This window comes from Planococcus sp. TJ-307 (assembly GCF_058268435.1).
In genome coordinates this window covers 1-16,904 of record NZ_JBZDOJ010000011.1, presented here as the reverse complement: position 1 = coordinate 16,904, position 16,904 = coordinate 1, and the positions used below count along the sequence as shown (strand labels likewise).

Annotated in this window: 17 protein-coding genes; all 17 read left to right on the top strand. The window is 43.9% G+C overall.

What is annotated here, in order from left to right; genetic code table 11:
* Window positions 1-4: 4 nt before the first annotated feature.
* Window positions 5-346, top strand: coding sequence for a hypothetical protein (locus AC4EHK_RS18870; protein WP_490980271.1), 342 nt, complete (start codon window positions 5-7; stop codon window positions 344-346).
* Complete coding sequence (locus AC4EHK_RS18865) at window positions 343-687, top strand: hypothetical protein (RefSeq protein ID WP_490980270.1); 345 nt, start codon at window positions 343-345, stop codon at window positions 685-687. Before AC4EHK_RS18870 ends, AC4EHK_RS18865 begins: the two co-directional genes overlap by 4 nt.
* Window positions 680-1,168: an HK97 gp10 family phage protein gene (locus AC4EHK_RS18860; protein WP_490980269.1), complete on the top strand. Its 489-nt coding sequence runs from the start codon at window positions 680-682 to the stop codon at window positions 1,166-1,168. The genes AC4EHK_RS18865 and AC4EHK_RS18860 overlap by 8 nt, the downstream gene beginning before the upstream one ends.
* Window positions 1,168-1,590, top strand: a complete 423-nt coding sequence (locus AC4EHK_RS18855) for a hypothetical protein (RefSeq protein ID WP_490980268.1) — start codon at window positions 1,168-1,170, stop codon at window positions 1,588-1,590. The genes AC4EHK_RS18860 and AC4EHK_RS18855 overlap by 1 nt, the downstream gene beginning before the upstream one ends.
* Window positions 1,587-2,165 carry a hypothetical protein gene (locus tag AC4EHK_RS18850; protein WP_490980267.1) on the top strand — a complete coding sequence of 193 codons (579 nt, stop codon included), beginning with the start codon at window positions 1,587-1,589 and terminating at the stop codon, window positions 2,163-2,165. The genes AC4EHK_RS18855 and AC4EHK_RS18850 overlap by 4 nt, the downstream gene beginning before the upstream one ends.
* A gap of 66 nt (window positions 2,166-2,231) precedes the next feature.
* Window positions 2,232-2,702 carry a hypothetical protein gene (locus tag AC4EHK_RS18845; RefSeq protein WP_490980266.1) on the top strand — a complete coding sequence of 157 codons (471 nt, stop codon included), beginning with the start codon at window positions 2,232-2,234 and terminating at the stop codon, window positions 2,700-2,702.
* A gap of 68 nt (window positions 2,703-2,770) precedes the next feature.
* Window positions 2,771-3,046 carry a hypothetical protein gene (locus AC4EHK_RS18840; RefSeq protein WP_490980265.1) on the top strand — a complete coding sequence of 92 codons (276 nt, stop codon included), beginning with the start codon at window positions 2,771-2,773 and terminating at the stop codon, window positions 3,044-3,046.
* A gap of 3 nt (window positions 3,047-3,049) precedes the next feature.
* Window positions 3,050-7,831 carry a phage tail tape measure protein gene (locus AC4EHK_RS18835; protein WP_490980264.1) on the top strand — a complete coding sequence of 1,594 codons (4,782 nt, stop codon included), beginning with the start codon at window positions 3,050-3,052 and terminating at the stop codon, window positions 7,829-7,831.
* Window positions 7,832-7,836: 5 nt separating this feature from the next.
* The gene (locus AC4EHK_RS18830) at window positions 7,837-8,583 is read left to right on the top strand and encodes a phage tail domain-containing protein (protein WP_490980263.1); all 747 of its coding nucleotides are present in this window, start codon (window positions 7,837-7,839) and stop codon (window positions 8,581-8,583) included.
* Between the two features lie 15 nt (window positions 8,584-8,598).
* Window positions 8,599-10,254, top strand: a complete 1,656-nt coding sequence (locus tag AC4EHK_RS18825) for a phage tail protein (RefSeq protein ID WP_490980262.1) — start codon at window positions 8,599-8,601, stop codon at window positions 10,252-10,254.
* Between the two features lie 19 nt (window positions 10,255-10,273).
* On the top strand, window positions 10,274-10,636 hold the full coding sequence (locus AC4EHK_RS18820) for a hypothetical protein (RefSeq protein ID WP_490980261.1): 363 nt from the start codon (window positions 10,274-10,276) through the stop codon (window positions 10,634-10,636).
* A gap of 29 nt (window positions 10,637-10,665) precedes the next feature.
* Window positions 10,666-12,714 (top strand): hypothetical protein, encoded by a 2,049-nt coding sequence (locus tag AC4EHK_RS18815; protein ID WP_490980260.1) that lies wholly within the window; start codon window positions 10,666-10,668, stop codon window positions 12,712-12,714.
* 110 nt (window positions 12,715-12,824) lie between these two features.
* Window positions 12,825-13,352, top strand: a complete 528-nt coding sequence (locus tag AC4EHK_RS18810) for a hypothetical protein (RefSeq protein WP_490980259.1) — start codon at window positions 12,825-12,827, stop codon at window positions 13,350-13,352.
* Window positions 13,353-13,464: 112 nt separating this feature from the next.
* Window positions 13,465-13,977, top strand: a complete 513-nt coding sequence (locus tag AC4EHK_RS18805) for a phage holin family protein (protein WP_490980258.1) — start codon at window positions 13,465-13,467, stop codon at window positions 13,975-13,977.
* A 2-nt stretch (window positions 13,978-13,979) separates the two neighbouring features.
* Window positions 13,980-14,243, top strand: a complete 264-nt coding sequence (locus AC4EHK_RS18800; RefSeq protein ID WP_490980257.1) for a holin — start codon at window positions 13,980-13,982, stop codon at window positions 14,241-14,243.
* 5 nt (window positions 14,244-14,248) lie between these two features.
* Window positions 14,249-15,268: a M15 family metallopeptidase gene (locus AC4EHK_RS18795; RefSeq protein WP_490980256.1), complete on the top strand. Its 1,020-nt coding sequence runs from the start codon at window positions 14,249-14,251 to the stop codon at window positions 15,266-15,268.
* Window positions 15,269-15,421: 153 nt separating this feature from the next.
* Window positions 15,422-16,681, top strand: coding sequence for a Y-family DNA polymerase (locus tag AC4EHK_RS18790; RefSeq protein ID WP_490980255.1), 1,260 nt, complete (start codon window positions 15,422-15,424; stop codon window positions 16,679-16,681).
* Window positions 16,682-16,904 lie beyond the last annotated feature (223 nt).

Genomic DNA, 16,904 nt, shown 5'->3' with positions numbered 1-16,904 from the left:
CTGAATGGACTTCCAATCCGTAAATACCTATTTAGGCAAGATGCGCAAAACAGCTGGATATTTCGACTTAGATGTGACCGACCAGGAAAAAGAAGTATTTGAAGCGACTGAATTGTTGAAAGATAATTTCGAGGCGTCAAAGCTGACTGATCGGGCGGTGGCGTTGCAAGTCATCTATACACTGGAAGGCGAAGAAGAGGAATACGGCAAGCTGAAAAGGCATGGGGTTAAGTCATATTCCGTGAAAGGCGTCTCCGTATCGTTTGAAGGCACAGGGATTTCTCCTGATGTCATTAGTCTATTGCTGCCGAAAGAACACAAGGCGATGGTAGGTAGGCTCGTATGATGCCGCCCATGAAGCAGCGCGTTATTGCCTTCTTGCCTGTCTTGGATGAAAACGGCAATATCAGCAAGGATGAATTCGGTCGCCCATTGAGTGAGCGTCAGGTTGATTCAAAAGCCAGAGTTCAGTTTAAATCGCAAATGGTCCAGGACGCACAAGGTCAAGAACATCGGGTGGCACTCGAAATCGATATTCCACCGAAATTTAATCCGGATGTCGGCACCGAGGTCGAATACCAAATGATTGATGGCCGGAAAGCTAAAGGGGTTATCCGGGCAAAAGATGAAGCGGTCAATTTGACGGGATCTAAGGTTTACTATCGGACGGTGTTTGTTGATGGTTAATCGTGGATTGAACTTTAACTTTAGCTTGGATGGACTGGCTGACTTCGAGAATAAATTGAAGGACATGGAAAAGGACTTTATGCGCAATGTCGAAACAGGCATGCGCGAATACTCCATGTTGGCAGAAGAAGGCTCGAAATCTTTGGCGCCACGAGATAGCGGCGACCTGGAAACTTCCATCCAATCGCAACCGGTTGCTTGGAAAGGCGATGTGATTGAGGGCAGTGTAGGTTCTAATCTCAGTTACGCTTTGCGCCGCCACGAAGCTCCTGAAAGACTGGGAGAACGTGATAAATACGACAACGGGGTAAGAGAAGCGGACTACTATAAGGATGGCAAAGGGCGAAGAACGAGGCAAAAGGCAACTTGGCGCGGTCAGATGCCCGGACGTAAATACATTGAACGAGCTGTCGTAGCCACCGAAGAAGAGTACGAACTGATCATGGCAGAAGCTCTCGAAAAAACATTAGGAGGGAACTGATGATACAGACATTCTTAAAAGATAAGCTGGCCGAATTGCTTCCTGACCTAATGTGGACTGCGAGCTTTCGGACAGCCAACGATAACACCGGCACCGTCTATTACGAGGGCGGCGGACAACCCGCTCAGTATGATGTGCCTACGCGTTATCCGCGGTATATGGTCTATGTCTCATCTTCAGACTGGAAGTTTGCTGAGTACGCTGCAGAGGCGGTATATCAAGCGCTTCATAAGTTGGAAAACGAAATGGTCGAAGTTCAATTTTATAAAGATGGAAACGTGGTGGCTACCAAAAGCTACCGCGTTTTTTTGATCACCGCAGCAGGTGAGCCAATTGATCTCGGTGTCAGCAATGACGTGCGGGATTTCAGCATCAATTTTGATGTGACATTAACAGAAATCAGAGGAGGCAACATTATATGAATCCAGAAGTTCGAAAGATTCCGTTTGGCATGTCCAATTTCACGATTGGCGAAGATGCAGATGTAATGAAGTTTGATGGCGTTGAACAATTGCAAGCAGAGGGCGGAGAAGTTACCATCACTCCAATTTTTGAAGAGGTGAATATCGCCGATTACGGTCCAGCTGTATACGATAAGCGATTCATGGGCAATGAAACGGCCGTTACGATTGTCGCTGCAGAAGAAACAATCAACATCATGGAATTATCCATGGGAGCTACGACCGCCATTACCGCAACAGATGGAGGCACTACAGTTGGCTTGATGGATGCCCCTATCGGGACGAGCATGCGAGCAAAAGGCAAACGCGTTTCTATTCATCCACGTCAATTCCCGGAAACATTCAAGGATTTGGATATCACTATCTACAAAATGATTGCAGATGGCGAATACACACGTTCAGCGGCTAACGAGCAAGGAAATGTCACGGTTACATTGACTGGCCTTCCGCGTGATGGGATGGATCCATCTAAGCCAGGTAACTTCTACTACATCGGCGGTACTGACCCGAATGCAGCAGTCGTACCAGCAGAATAATTAATGGATTTGAGAGAACTACGGTTCTCTCTTTTTTTGTACTCAAATTTTAGGAGGAAAACACAAATGACAAAAGTAACTTTGAAGACGAAAAAAGGGGAAACGGTAGAAAAATCCCAACATGAAATTGAGTCACTAACCATCGAACAATTCCAAGAATCAATGGGTGTGATTAAAGAAGTATTTGAAATTGTGCAATCAAACGAGGCTCTGAAAGCAATGTTTAGTCAGTTTTACAAAGACGAAGAATTGGATGACAAGGAACTAACGATAGATCTTATTCTTTCATACACAATTGGCTCGTTTGATCTCTTGCTAACGAATCTACCGGAACAAGCGGTTCAGCTAATCTCAGCAATGTCAGGCATCAAATTAGATGTACTGAAGAAGCAGAAGTTGGAAGACTTCTTTGACATTTACGATGCAGTACTTGAAGAAAATGATATTGAAAAGTTGTTTAAGCGGGGGAAGTTGTCTTTAGCTACAACCAAGATCAAGCTCAGCTTCGCGAAGAAACTCAAGAAAGCGACAGCTTAATCAGTCCGACCATTGCAGAAGCATTTGTTTTCAAGCTCGGAAAGGTACTGGGCGGTCGCAAGGAAGTCGTGACTGCACCAGCCGTGGAGTTGCTTCAATTTATGGACATGGAGTTGAAGAAGGAAAACCAAGAGGCGGAGCGGGAACGGGCTCGCGTCTGGTTGAACTATTTGGTCAACGTCTTTACTCAACCATCAATGGGCAAAGAAGATCCGAAATTCGCTATGGCCAAGAAAGAGTTTATCGAATCAATCAAGCCTCAGCAGAAAAAAGGGCCGGCTAAAGTTTACGAATATGACTTCGAACTTATGAAGAGACTGAAAGCGTCGCAGGAAGGAGGATGATGAATGGCAACAGTCAGAGAATTAAAGGCGATGTTTTCTGCAGAAACTAAAGGCATCAAGGCGGCCTTTAAACAGATTCAGCAGGAAGCTGCCAAATTAAGCGGGACCACGAAAAAGACAACCGATGATGTGAATAAGCACTACAACAGCTTGACTCAATCAACGGACAAGCTTAAACGTGCGTTAGAAGAAACAAATAATGTTGAAGCGTTCTCGGAGCTAACAGAAGCATCTGAGCGAGCGCAAGAAGAACTTCGAGAGACAGGCAAGGTCAGCGAACAAACCATGAGTGCTATGGAATCAGCTGTAGAGGATGCGGCTCGACGATTCAATTCATTAGGGCCAGATGCTCGTTCAAGCTTTGATGTAGTAGGTCGAGCGATTGAGGAAATTAACGGTGATCTTGTATCTTTACGCGATACTGCCGGCAATAGTCTGGATACGTTAGTTGATGCACAAGCGGATGCCGCACAAGGCTTTGAAAACTTGGGACAATCAGCAGGACGTATGAGAGATTCGATTCAAGCTGCCGGCCAGACAGATACATTTACCGAACTGACAGATGCTGCAGACAGAGCGCAGCGTGAAATTGAAGAAACGGGATCTGTTACGACATCGACCATGCAAGAATTGCGAACAGCCGTTGACGGTTCTACCTCTCACTTTAATTCTATGAGCACAGAAGCCCGCTCCAGCCTTTCAGATATCGAGAACGCCATCAACTGGGTTAATGATGATTTGGGCCGCTTAGAACAGGCTTCCCGAAACAGTTTGGACGGATTAAGCGATGCTTCTCAGAACGCTCGGCAAGATTTAAACCGCGTCGGTGATGAAGCTGGTGACTTGGACGATGAACTACGAAACCTCGGCGACGATAACGGCTTGCAAGATGTAAATGATGATGCGGAAGAGTTAGGTGACACATTGGGTTCACTTGGCGGTGCAGGTGGCGTTATTGCGGGTGTAGGCGGTGCGTTTATTGCTGCTTCAGCCGGAGTGTTGGGATTCGTTGCTGCAGGAGCTGGGATTTTTGGTGTCATTAAAGGTGGCGACGATCTACAGCGAACACTCAATGGATTACAAGCATCAACCGGAGCAACTAACGAAGAAATGGTAGGCATGAAAGAAACGCTGCTTAACATTTACGGCAACAATTACGGTGATTCATTCGATGACATTGCAGAATCTATGGATACCGTTAAGAAAGCTCTTGGACTAACAGGGGAAGAGTTAGAAAAAGCTACTACAGATTCTTTATTGTTGAGAGATTCACTTAAATGGGAAGTGCCAGATACGATGAACGCCGTTCGTAGTATGGTGGTAAATTTCGGAATCGATGCCGAAACAGCGATGAATCTCTTGGTGCAAGGAGAAAAAAATGGAATCAATACCGCTGGCGACATGTTAGATGTATTCAATGAATTCTCAGGCGCTTTCGATGATTTAGGGTTCAGTGGTGAAGATGCAATGAACATGATCAAGAATGCTATGGAAGCCGGTGCCAAAGATGCCAGCATTGCGGCTGATTCAGTCAATGAATTTGCAACGTTAATTCGTGATGGATCTGATGCGACGAAAGAAGCGTTGGAAGCTGCTGGATTAGATGCCAATGCAGTTCTAAAAGAGTTCGATAAAGGCGGTCCAGCTGCCGCTGCAGCATTCCAAAAAGTTACGGAAGCAATCGGTGGAATCGGCAGCCAAGCCGAGCAGGAACAAGTTGCTGTGGCTTTGTTCGGATCAATGGCTGAAGATGCAGGAGTTGATACGGTACTCGCGTTAGGAAGTGCAAAAGGTGCAGTTGATTCAACAACAGACGCACTGGCGGCGATGGATGCAATTAAATACAACACAATAGGCGAATCAATAGCTGGAATGGGCAGGTTGTTTGTTAAAGAGCTTTTAGTGCCAATTCAAGATAGAATCATGCCCGGATTAAATGATGGGATGAATAAAGTTAAAGACTTTGTTATGACATTCAAAGATGTTATGAAAGGCCTTGTTGATGGGGAAAGTACCAAAGACATAATAGCTTCTTATGGGTTAGAAGCTGATAAATTTATGCCTGCTATCAACGCAGCCAAACTCATACACGAAGCATTGTCGCGTATATATGATATAGCCGGTCCATTATGGACGCAGATAAAAGCTGTCTTTGATTTGTTCAGCAATGAAGACGAGCAAGCATTAAGCTTGTTGAGGAAAATGGGGATGACGCCCGAGGAGATTCAACCGATTTTAGATACGGTTTGGATGATTCAAGATCGTATCAGCAAGATAGCGGATGGCTTTATTCCCGTTCGCAAGGCCGTAGAAGCAGTCTTTGCGTTCTTCCGTAACCAAGCAGGGACAGGCATTAGCATCCTGCATGAATTAGGCATGAAGCCTGAAGAGATTCAGATGTTTATGGATGGCGTAGCGATTGTCAAAGGCTTGGTTTCTGGTTTAGTCGATAACGTAAAAGCGGCTGCATCTACACTGACAGACAATTGGGACAAGGCAGTCATGTTCTTGTTTACAGCCTTTCAATTTATCTGGCCGAAAATCCAACCGCTGCTTGCGGAAATATTAGGGTTTGCCGTTGACACCATAAAGAAAATCAGTGATTTCTGGAAGTCGGATGGTGCAGTTTTAGCGGAAGCTGTGGGGAATATTTTTAAAGGTATCATGGCGGTTATCGCATTTGTTATGCCCGCTGTGTTAGGCATTATCAAGATGGTCTGGACGAATATTAAAGGTGTAATTAACGGAGCGCTAAACGTAATCATGGGCCTAGTGAAAGTCTTTTCTGGATTATTCACAGGAGATTTTTCGAAAATGTGGGAAGGCATTAAACAATTGTTCATCGGAGTGGTTGAATTCCTCTGGAACTTTATCCAACTTACCTTCTTCGGAAAAATTCTAAGTGGCGCTAAAGCGTTTATTCTTTCATTCAGAACTTTCTTTGATGATTTATGGCGTGGCATTACCCAACTTTTCACAGGTAGCACACAAGCTGCCTCAACCACAATTTCAACAGCTTGGCAGACAATCCTTCGAACGACGCGTGAAACCTTTGGGAAGTTTATTCAATTCTTTAAAGATACATGGGCTTCTTTGAAATCCATCACAACAGGATTGATAGATGCACTGAAGTTGGTTTTCTCTCGTGGATGGTCAGCTATACGTGACAATACAACGAGTATTTTCCGAAATGTATTTGATTTTCTAAAGGGAATTTGGATAAACATACGCGACTCGGTATCTGGCTCTGTTTCAGGAATACTCACAAAGGTACGTGATACCTGGGCGGCTTTGAAGAATAATACATCTACCGCCTTTCGGGATATCTTCAACTCGATTAAGACAAGATTCTCAGACATCGTAAATGCAGCCAAGGCATTGCCAGGTCGTATCGGTGACGGTATCGGCTCAATGGCTTCGAAAGTGACAGCTGGTGTGACGAAAGTCATTAATAAATTAGCGTCAACCTTAGGAAAAGGCGTGAATGGTGTTATTGGCGGCATCAACTGGGTACTCGACAAAATGGGTTCAGATGCCGAAATTAAGAAATGGACTGTCCCGCAATATGCACAGGGTACCAAGCATAGCCGAGGTGCTCATCCGGGCGGCCCTATGATTGTTGGCGATGGAACAGGTAGCAATAAAGGGCCTGAACTAATCGAGACACCAGATGGCAAGCAGATGCTCTCTCCTTCGAAACCAACGTTGATGAATGGCGAGGAAGGAACAAAAGTCTGGTCAGCGAGAGAAACGAAAAAGATTCTTGAAATGGTTCCGCATTACGCCTTGGGCGATAAGATTCGCTCTGCAGGCGAATGGGTAGCTGACAAGTACAATGCCGGGAAAGAAAAAGTCAAAGCGGTAGGCGGTGCCATTAAAGATGTGGCAGTAAACGCGTTCGACTACATCAAGTCGCCTGGCAAGTTCCTTGACCTGGCTTTGAAAACACTGGGTATCGAGAAGCCAAAAGCAGGCAGCTTTGTTGGCGATATGGCAGTCGGTGGCTGGAACAAAGTTAAAGAAGAAGCCATTGATTTTGTGAAGTCAAAACTTAACACATTTGGTGCATCTCAAAGCGGCATTGCCTTAACTGGTGGTAACGGTGGAGGGTTTGGTGCGCCATTCCGATTCACTTCGGGACCAGGACCGCGTAACACAGGGATTCCAGGCGCTTCAACGTATCACAAAGGCTGGGACTGGGCAGCGCCAATCGGAACGCCGATTCCTTCTGTCACAGACGGCGTAGGGCATCGTACAGGCTATCACCCTCTCAGTGGTAATTTTGTTGAGGTTCGTGATGCTTCCGGCAAAGTCCATCGTTATCAGCACAACAGCAAGAATATTATGCGCGTTGGGCAGCAGGTCAAAAAGGGGCAGACGGTCGCGCTTGTCGGTAACACAGGCGTAGGTTCTGGCGCTCACCTTCACTACCAAGTCAACGGTTATGAGGATGGCGGCATTGTTGATGGACGCATGGGCGCGCAGCTTGCATGGCTTACAGAAGGCGGTTGGTCTGAATCGGTTATCAGTCACGATCCAGCTAAGCGAACAAGCCAAAGAGCTATCTGGGAAGAAACAGGAAGAGAGCTGGGCTTCACTGGCAATTCCAATCAGCTTGAGGAAATGATTTCATTACTGAAAAAGATTAGCGATAACAGTCCACTCATTCGGATTCTCGAAGATATTAGAGACAAAGAATTGGTTGTAGACGGGGATTCGCTAAATCGCGATATGGATTATAGATCCGGCCAACGATTGAACGGCAGCAAGTATATGAGGGGGTGAATGGATTGGGATTAACGATTCAAAAGCTTAATGGTCGCACCTATGATTTAGAATCAATGGGGATTTACGAAGCGGAGCGGCTATTGATTGGCTCCCCCAACTCAGAAACGAGTACTGAACCAATCGAGGGTGGAGAAGGCGTTAATGATGGCGAGACGTTTCTGAGAGACCGTCCATTAAAAGCATCGCTCATTTTACTGGCTGATCGCTTAGATGATATGTCACAAAAACGCAATGAAATATTTAAGTTGTTCGATGCTAGAGAAAAGTTCTATTTGATGGAATCAAGAGAACCTGGACGAAGGTGGCTGGTGAAGTGTACCAGCCCTTTTTCTATAGATGAAACGGCGACAATTGGCAGATTTAATGTCGACTTCACGAGTTTTAAACCATACTCGGAGTCGGTGATGATCATCAAACAGAAGTTCGAACAAAACATCTTCCGGTTTTTTAACAATGGCGAGAGAATCAATATGCTGACTCAAATGGAAACAGAAATTGAATTTAAGGGTGCTTCATCGTCTCTAACTATTACTAATAAAACTACAGGTGATATTTGGCGCTATAACGGCACAACTGGAGCGGCTGATGTCATTCTTTTAAAAGGGGTGCGCAGCTTTAAAAATCAAGACTCCATCTTTGGCCAAACGAATAAGAAGTTGATTTCAATTGCACCGGACTGGAACGAATTTGAAATAACGGGTGCCACTTCTTTTACTATTGAAATTCGCACCCGATTTTATTTCTTGTAAAAAGGAGTGTGAACTATGCTCAGTGTAAAGAATAAGGGGCAGGAAGAGGCGTTAACTTCCTATTCCGGTTATGAATTAGTGGAAGAAGTAAACGGGGAACTCTCTTTATCCTTCTCTGCTAAATCAGGTGAAAACAATCCAGGATATGATTTATTAGAAGGAGATTCTGTCATCACGGTTGCTGATGGAAGACAATTCAAAGTGAAGCAGTTTTCTGCAAAAAGAGGCAGGAAGACGGTAAAAGCTTTCTCGACTTTCTTTGATTTAAGCGGAAAGCAAAAAAAGGAAATGTTTGCTGGCACCAAAAGCTTTCAAACCTTTATCAGTTGGGTGTTGCAGGGTACCGGCTGGCAGTATAATCTCGAAGGCATACCACTTAATTCAAAATTGGTTCCTAACTTTGGAAATGCCAACGTGTTGAAGCTAATCGAAATTCTGATTGATGTATTTGAAATTGAACGGCAAATAATGCCGGACAACCGAATAGTGTTCAGTAAACTTTTGGGGCCTGATAATGATGCACAGTATCGCTATGGGCACAACGTCAAAACGCTCTCACTTAACGAAGATCGCACCAACTTGAGAACCTCTGTAACGGCATACGGCGGAGATGGACTGACGGTTAATTATGTATCTCCGAATGTGGCCTTGTATCCAGATGCGGGAGAAATGGATCCTTTCACTGATGATCGTTTCTTGATTGGTGAAAACTTGATTGAAGAAGCCAAGAGCAGGCTGCAAGACTATCCAGATGTCTCAATAGAACTGGAAGCTTTGGAGTTGACGGAGAAGGCTTTAGGGGAGCGCGTATGGTTGATTTACGATGAAGATTTAGGGTTGGAGTTTCAGACCAGAATATTGGCCAAGACAACCAGGATACCAAACGAAAAGTCTTCTGCAGTTATCGGCTCTTCATTACCCAAACCATTAAGCGACCAATTAGTTGATCAGAGTGTAATGATTGATGAAAATGCCAAGCAAGCTTACACCAAATTTGAACAGACCAATGAACGGATCACATTAGAGGCAGGTCATATTCGCACTTACACAGATGAAGAATTGGGCAAAGTTAAGGAAACAGCAACAGCAAACTTTACGGTGTTGGCCGGACAAATAAACTCTAAGGCAAGTGCCACTTTTGTTGATTCGCTTGGTACTCGTGTTAATGAAGTTGAATTTGATATGAATGCAATCGAAGGTGTTGTTTCCACTAAAGTTAGTCAAACAGATTACAACGGAAATACAATTGCCAGCTTAATCAATCAGACGGCAACCACGATCGACATTCAAGCCAGAAAAATAAACTTGGTTGGGGCTGTTACGGTGCTTTCTGAGCTATCTGGAAACCTCGGAAATATAACGGCAGGAACAATTACGGGTTCAACTATACGTTTGGATAATGGTGGACTATTGGACTTGCGCTCCGGGACAATTCTTTGGGGTGTAAATGTGCCGCAAGCAGACTATGCAGAAACTGCAGGTAACGCCAATATGTTAAACGGCCAGTATACCTATAGAGACTTCAGTTTAATGGGGCATAATCATTCAATTTTTGAATACGTCAAACCAAAAATAGGGCAAGGGCTATCGGTATGGAGAAGTGGTAGCAAAATACGTATTTATCAGGGCGATGCCTACACCGAATTAACCGGCGTTACGGGGTCAGACTAACTGAACGGAGGAAAAGACAATGAATTACATTTTAACAACCAATCGTGGAGTGGCCGTTGATTTTGTATCAGAGGATTTCGATCCAGCTGCTTATGTAGAAAACTTAAATATACCAACAATGAACACCTTGGCTATTATGAATATGGTCATTCAAAAGAATAATATCCAGTCCATTGTTCCGGTTCGCGAAGAAGGCGGAACTGCACCTTCAGGTACAGAAATAAAGATTCTGACAAACAATGGCGATTACATCACGGCTTATGTTCCTGATTACTCAGCCGTAGAGGTTTCTGCAGCATTTAACAACAACCAGGCCACTTTTGTTTTACTGGGTGACATCATCATTCACAGGCATCATGCAAATATGATTACCGTGGTATAAAGCAGCGGGAATAGAAAGGAGGGACGAGAATGTCGCAACGGGATATTACACAATTAGATTTAGTAGAGGGCGGGAATATCATCAGGCAGGGGCATTTTTTTACGCTTGCCTTTTTACCGCGTGATGCTAATGGTTCTGTAGTTGATTTAACAGGGAAAGAGATTGCGGTGTCTATCGTCAGCAAACAAGGTGTCGTATATGAAACAACCGCTTCTTTTGATAGCGCTGAGAAAACTGTAAAATTTAGTGTCAGCGAAAATATTGGTCATGGCGATATGTGGATGGAAATTACGGCTACAGATCCCAACAACCAAAATTACCGACTTAAATTCCCCACTTCCGAACACGAAGGCCGGCTAAAATTTATCCGAAGCACAGATGACTTGGCCTATGTTGGGTTCAACGGACTGACAGTTGCTCAGTTCCGAACGGAGCGAGACGAATTTCAAAATGGTATTACAGAAATAACTGAAGAAGCTGCCACAAAAGCTGAAAGTGCACTTAGCACGGCGGTTTCTGCCGAAGAAACAGCTACGAGTGTAAAGTCACAATTTGAGCAGGTAATCATCGAAGGTGATTCATCTATCGAGGCCGCTGCAGCTCGTGTGGCGCCAGACAAAACATATACCACTTTAAAGGCTCGTTTGGATGAAAAAGAACAAACCACTGCCGCGCTATTGGCAGATAAGGCAGACGAGGTAAGCGTAGCGACTATCCGCAGTCGTTCCTATGATGTATATAACGAAATGCGGGACGGATTAATCCAATTACCTGCTACTTTTCCAAAACTCCCCTTTGACTTATATAAACATCGGCAAGTTTATACGCATACCGCAACCGCTGAAAACCAATTTGACTGGACAGGTGCTACCGTTGTCTACATTTCATCGAAAGGCAGCCCGACAGCAGGAAGTGGCTCTGCAATTGAATCACCTATAACGTTCAAGCGCTTTTCGACTGTTTATTCCAGTGCTTTTTACAACTCAACTAAGTTCAAATTGATTGTACTTGATGATGTCTATACATTCGTTGATGGTGATGTAATGGATGTAATCAATTGCGATATGTTAATTGAATCAAAAAATGGGTTTAGTTGGATTGGTCAAGTCATAAAAAGCACTGATGTTGCGCGAAGCACTGGATGGGTTGCGGATAGTGGAGTTTACAAAAACACGATATCAGGCATCGGCACAGCGAGAGTTGCAGACCTCATTAATTTTAAAAACCTTGATTATTACGGCATGCCTAAGAATGTATATGTCGAAAAAACAACGTTAGCTGCCTGTGTTGCAACAAAAGGCACTTTTTTTGTTAGTGGTGCAATCATGTATTGCAATCCGTTAGATGGCGAGAAAATAGCCGATATTGATGTTGTTCTTTATGGATCAATGAATCTGTATTTCAGCGTTAGCGCAAACAGAACGTTTATGATGAAGAATATTGGCGTAATGTTCGATTATTTGCAACCAAGACCAAAAGAATTAACGTCAAAAGTTTACTTTTTTAATTGTAAATTCTATAGAGGTAAGCAAGATGCAATCGCATTGACAGTTAAGTATAAAGCTTATTTCCTTGATTGTGTTGCAGCGTACCCCTCAAAGGACGGATTCAATTACCACGCCAGCGACTTTAATACGCTAGCAGTAGAAGTAAATTGCATTTCTTATGGTGCTGGAAAATATAAAATATTTGGTGGCAATACCACTACGCAAAGCAACAACGCCAGCACTGCTCATGACGGGATGTGCATGCTCAGAGTAGGGGGTATTTATTATGATTGCGAGGGTCCAATTGTTGCTGACGTAAATAACCCATACTCAATTATAATTGGTTGTAGTTCTTATGATTGTATTTCAACCAATACTGGATTGATGGCGAGTTATTACTTTTCAAACACAGGTAATACACTGCGTACAGCATTAGCACCGAAATATGTGATTGACAGTATTGGTGGGGGTAAAAATGTGACTAATACTGTCTATGGAGATGATGATACAAAAACACATGTTTCAAATGTAAAGGCTGGGTATAAGGGATTGCGTATGGTGAAATATGTCGATTGGAGCGATGTGGTTTAACATTAGTTTAGGAACAAAAAGCGCGATAAGGTGACAATTTGATTGCAGGAATTCCCATCTGATCTGTCGAATAAATCGATTATCAAATATTTAAGAATGGTGGCTTGTAGATGAGGAAACCTGTGTTTGATTCGAGATTGAAAAAGCATTATAAAGAAAAAAAGCTCTTACGCTTCAAGAAAGATAATGAAGATTTACAAATAGGCTATACCAAATACGGTGAGCCGGTGCTAATGGCAGTGATCATTGAGGATGAAACTTTAATTTCTCAACTTTTTTATGTGGACGGTATGAAAATTTACAGCGCTTTACTTCAAGCTACTGTTGAAGGCGAGAGAATGGAAATTGATGATGTGAAAGTGTTGCGGGGTGGTTATTATTCACCTGAATCCCGCCCACCATTTGGGCGTGGCTATGGGACAGTTGTGATGCACCGAGCACTCAAAGAAGCCCGTACGAGAGGCGTTAGAGATGTATTTGGGAAACGGGTAGGTTCAGACAAAGACCAGATTGAACGGCAATACAATTATTATTCGAGATTCGGCTTCACTATCAATCCGCAGGGTAGGCTTCATCTGCAATTGACTGAAGGTCCGCCGATGGAATACAAACTTCCATTTCGGGAGCAAATTAAATGAAGTATTGAGAGAGTGTCCATTCGGGCGCTCTTTTTTCTATAGAGAAAAGATTCAAAGGGGGATTGGGATATGGGAGAGGATGAGGCATATGATCAGATGGGAGGTTGCGGCGGTGAAAGGTTTCTTAGCAGCATTGACAAGCTTTGCAGTATATTTGGCGGGCTTGATGAATGAGGCCACCGTCGTACTATTATTTTTTATGTTTCTCGATATGATTACAGGGTTACTTCGAGCCTGGATGACAAAATCATTGAACAGCACGCTTGGTATGGCCGGACTCATTAAGAAATTCGCAGTATTCGTTGTTTTGGCTATGACAGCCGGCATCGAATACTTTTTTATTCACATGGGTCAGGATACGAACGGCATCATCATCATGGGTGTGGCCAGTTTCTTTATTGTGAATGAGGGTCTCTCTATTTTAGAGAATTGCGCCCAGATGGGCTTGCCTATTCCACCAATTCTTTACAATGCACTGGACAAGCTGAACAAAGACCCTGGCGGCAAAGAACAGAAATTGCTTCGGGATCCCGAACTAGAAAAGATTGATAAAGCGGTTCTGATCAAAGAGATTCAACAAGTTCAGTACGAAAACATTCAGCAGGACAATACAAAGGAGGAATAACAATGGCAGCGGTTTTAATCTTTGCAGCTATTTTGGCACCAATCATCACAGCATTGGTCGAAATGATTAAAAAGGCATCGAACATCCCGATTAACTTTATCCCAGTCCTGGCCTTATTGGTCGGCTTATTAATCGGCTTAGCAGCACAACCATTTACTGATTTGGATCATGTCAATCGCTTATGGGCAGGTGGTTTGGCAGGTCTTGCCGCTACCGGCCTTTTTGAATTGGTGAAGCAACGGGATGAAACAAAGAAGGGTGGTTAATTAATATGTCAGTATCAATAGAAACGCTTATAACGCGAAGTGACGCTAGACTAGGCGCTGTGCATCCACGCATCCGGGAATACTCACTTGAATTAATCAGGCGAGCATACAAAGAAGGAATCCGTGTTCAAATCTCTTCTGGCTTCCGTTCGAATACAGAACAGGCACATATTTATGGCCAGGGCCGCCCGAGCTATGTATGGAACGGCAAGAAATACGGAAGAGCTGGCAGCATTGTTTCCAATGCACGCCCGGGTTCATCCGTTCATAACTACGGACTGGCCATCGATTACTTTTTAGTTAGCGAAGACGGGAACAGTTCAATATGGGTCGTCAACAACCAATGGCGCCGCGTAGCTGCGATAGCCAAAAGCATGGGATTTGAATGGGGTGGCGATTGGAAGTCATTCCGTGATTACCCGCATTTGCAAATCACTCGCGGTTTATCCATCGCACAATTAGCAGCTGGTAGCCTGCCGTCACTTCCGGCGCTTTCCGGTACAGCACCAGTGCCAGTCGTTAAAAAGCCGATCAGTAAGGATTACCTAACTTATGATGATCGTGGCCACGATGTCGAAATGCTACAAACGTATCTTACTAAGGTTGGGTTCCCTGTAGAGGTTATGGGCTATTACAATGCTGCAACCAGAAAAGCTGTGATGGACTTCCAAAATTCTCGTGGGTTAGAAGGAGACGGAATATACGGGCCTGTTTCTAAAGCGGAAATGAATAAAGCGTTAAAAGAACCACCTAAGCAAGTGGAGACTCCTGTAGTTAAACCACCTGCATCAGTAGCAACACAAAAACCAAAACAAGAGGAGATGGAAGAATTGGAACTGACAAAACGACAACGTGAAGAATTAGCAGCCACTTTCGAAAAGGCAAGAGAACGTGGAGTATTCTCTTCTGCAGAGCACGAAAAAGCTATTCTTGATGGTACAATGACACAGAGCGATTTGCTGTATCTTACCGCATTAATTGCAGGAGCTTCCTTAGTTGGTGGCGAACGTATTAAGCAAGGGTAAAGTAAGAATTGGATAAGAATAAAATAAGAATCTCAAAAGCCTGCTGACCTAAAAATTGGTTAGTGGGCTTTTTTTATTTGAAAAAAAAGGTTTGTTTGTACAAAATCCATGCTATATTATAGGAACAAGTGTTCTTATTTTGGAGGTGACAGTATGGAACTAAGCAACTTACCAAACCGCACCATAGCGTGTATCGACATGAAAAGTTTCTATGCCAGTTGCGCTGCCGTTGAGTTAGGACTGGATCCCATGAAAGCCTGCATTGCTGTGGTGGGTAATCAAGAGCGAAAAGGAAGCGTGGTTCTAGCAGCATCCCCTATGATGAAAAAGCGGTTCGGCATCAAGACTGGATCTCGCCTATTTGAGATACCCGACCATAGAGACATCCTACTGGTTGAGCCAAAGATGCAAAGTTACTTACTAAAATCCATGCAAATCACAGATTTGTTATTAAGCTATGTGCCAAAAGAAGCTATTCATGTGTACAGCGTTGATGAAAGCTTTGTCGATTTAACCGGAACAGAGAGGCTATGGGGACCACCAGCAGAAACGATGCGCCGTATTCAGGATGAGTTGCTAGAAAAGTTTAAGCTGCCATCGACAGTTGGAATGGGACCTAATATGCTGATGGCGAAATTGGCGCTGGATATAGAGGCAAAGAAAACAGGTTTTGCCGAATGGACTTATGCAGATGTGCCCTTAAAGTTATGGCCCGTCACGCCGTTGAGTAAGATGTGGGGGATTGGAACCCGGACAGAAGCGACTTTGAACAGCATGGGTATTTATTTTGTTGGGGATTTGGCTAACAGTGACTTGGAATGGCTGGAGGAACAGTTCGGCATCATGGGTCATCAACTCTATAAACATGCGAATGGCATTGATCTATCCGAACTAGGGGCGCCCATAGTAGAGGGTCAAGTCAGTTATGGTAAAGGACAAATACTCTACCGGGACTACGTTGAAGAAAAAGAAATCATGACGATCATCTTAGAAATGTGCGAAGACGTGGCGATGAGAACTCGGGAAGCAGGCGTCGCAGGTCGTACCATTCATTTGGGCATTGGCTACAGCAAAACAGCATTCGGTGGGGGCTTCTCCCGTTCTTATTCGGTAGATGAAGCTACCAATGAAACGATGAAAATCTACCGTGTATGCCAGGAACTATTTCGGGCATTTCATCAAGACAAACCAGTCCGACAGATTTCAGTCTCTATTACCAATTTAGAAGAAGAGTCATCGATGCAGCTCAGCCTGTTTGACGAACGAAAATTCGAACAGCGCAGATTAGATGCGGCCATGGATTCTATTCGAAAGAAATACGGCTACTCGGCCATCTATCGGGGCGTATCTGGAACAGCTGCAGGTACAGCCATCGCAAGAACCAAGTTACTGGGTGGGCATAACAAAGAGTAATAAGACTGTAAAAATCCCTCAACCTAAAACGGAAGAGGGATTCGTTTTGAGCGAAGCTTCAACTCGTACATAAACTTGCACACGGCAAAAACATATTTGCGGAGTTTCAAGGAGTACAGGTCAAAGTATTATATAGTAGAAACTCGTTTATTAAAGTATTAAAAAGGCATTCGAATAATCGTGGAATCTTGCTTACTTACGATAAATGTAAAACCCATTAATA

What these genes read in the sequence shown, in the direction of transcription:
- AC4EHK_RS18855 (WP_490980268.1), top strand. Translation starts at nt 1,168, where the DNA reads ATGATACAGACATTCTTAAAAGATAAGCTGGCCGAATTGCTTCCTGAC.
- AC4EHK_RS18790 (WP_490980255.1), top strand. Translation starts at nt 15,422, where the DNA reads ATGGAACTAAGCAACTTACCAAACCGCACCATAGCGTGTATCGACATG.
- AC4EHK_RS18825 (WP_490980262.1), top strand. Translation starts at nt 8,599, where the DNA reads ATGCTCAGTGTAAAGAATAAGGGGCAGGAAGAGGCGTTAACTTCCTAT.
- AC4EHK_RS18865 (WP_490980270.1), top strand. Translation starts at nt 343, where the DNA reads ATGATGCCGCCCATGAAGCAGCGCGTTATTGCCTTCTTGCCTGTCTTG.
- AC4EHK_RS18850 (WP_490980267.1), top strand. Translation starts at nt 1,587, where the DNA reads ATGAATCCAGAAGTTCGAAAGATTCCGTTTGGCATGTCCAATTTCACG.
- AC4EHK_RS18810 (WP_490980259.1), top strand. Translation starts at nt 12,825, where the DNA reads ATGAGGAAACCTGTGTTTGATTCGAGATTGAAAAAGCATTATAAAGAA.
- AC4EHK_RS18860 (WP_490980269.1), top strand. Translation starts at nt 680, where the DNA reads ATGGTTAATCGTGGATTGAACTTTAACTTTAGCTTGGATGGACTGGCT.
- AC4EHK_RS18870 (WP_490980271.1), top strand. Translation starts at nt 5, where the DNA reads ATGGACTTCCAATCCGTAAATACCTATTTAGGCAAGATGCGCAAAACA.
- AC4EHK_RS18800 (WP_490980257.1), top strand. Translation starts at nt 13,980, where the DNA reads ATGGCAGCGGTTTTAATCTTTGCAGCTATTTTGGCACCAATCATCACA.
- AC4EHK_RS18815 (WP_490980260.1), top strand. Translation starts at nt 10,666, where the DNA reads ATGTCGCAACGGGATATTACACAATTAGATTTAGTAGAGGGCGGGAAT.
- AC4EHK_RS18845 (WP_490980266.1), top strand. Translation starts at nt 2,232, where the DNA reads ATGACAAAAGTAACTTTGAAGACGAAAAAAGGGGAAACGGTAGAAAAA.
- AC4EHK_RS18795 (WP_490980256.1), top strand. Translation starts at nt 14,249, where the DNA reads ATGTCAGTATCAATAGAAACGCTTATAACGCGAAGTGACGCTAGACTA.
- AC4EHK_RS18835 (WP_490980264.1), top strand. Translation starts at nt 3,050, where the DNA reads ATGGCAACAGTCAGAGAATTAAAGGCGATGTTTTCTGCAGAAACTAAA.
- AC4EHK_RS18820 (WP_490980261.1), top strand. Translation starts at nt 10,274, where the DNA reads ATGAATTACATTTTAACAACCAATCGTGGAGTGGCCGTTGATTTTGTA.